Source organism: Vibrio sp. 1249-1 (genome assembly GCF_033340495.1).
Genome location: NZ_JAWOWJ010000539.1, coordinates 1 through 703, shown reverse-complemented (window position 1 = coordinate 703; position 703 = coordinate 1). Strand labels below are relative to the sequence as shown.

Sequence of the window (703 nt, the reverse complement as noted above, 5' to 3'; positions counted from 1 at the left end):
TACGCGACCAACGGTAAAGACTTGCTGAATATGGACAACCTAAAAGAGTTACATGCTCGTTTGGTACCAAATGTAGAACGCGATTACCGTGGGCCAAATATCTCTGGCGGCACATTACCATCTAGCATTGGTGGGGAAGGCATGTTGAAGCAACACATCGAAGGCTTTTTGAAAGAGAATCCAGTTGCGGACAAAGACCTCGGTAAACATTTGTTTGCTGGTGTGATTGGTTATCACGGCTTTACCGATGGCAACGGACGCATGGGGCGCATGCTTTATGCCATCGCTGAACTGCGTAATGACTCGTTCAATCCTCTGGCGATGAATGCCGAAAATAGCCTTCACGGTATCAAATAACTCAGCGCACCAAATAACTCAGTGATTTTCGGTGTTGGTATTTGTATGTTGGTAAGAGCGGCGAGCGCCGCTCTTTTTGTTGCCGCTGTTCATGCGATTCAATCTCATCGACTTTTAAAACGGCCAATAGCAATAAAATTCGGACGTTTAAATAAAGTCCAACTTCAAAGCTCACCCTAAAATGTCCCTCATCGTTATGCGCTTATTTCAATAAGCCGTCATCAAATTTAACAGGACACAAAATGGATACCGGAAAGATCAATATTCTTCTCGCAGAGCTAGGGGATTCACTCAACCTTGAGCGTGTTACAGAGTTTGAGCATCAAATGTGGTCGCTCTGTTTCAG

General features: G+C 44.7%; 1 pseudogene. It reads left to right on the top strand.

From position 1 onward, the window contains the following. A pseudogene (gene vopS / locus R7Z50_RS27485) lies at nucleotides 1–357 on the top strand (T3SS effector adenosine monophosphate-protein transferase VopS); the annotation flags it as partial. Nucleotides 358–703: the final 346 nt, after the last annotated feature.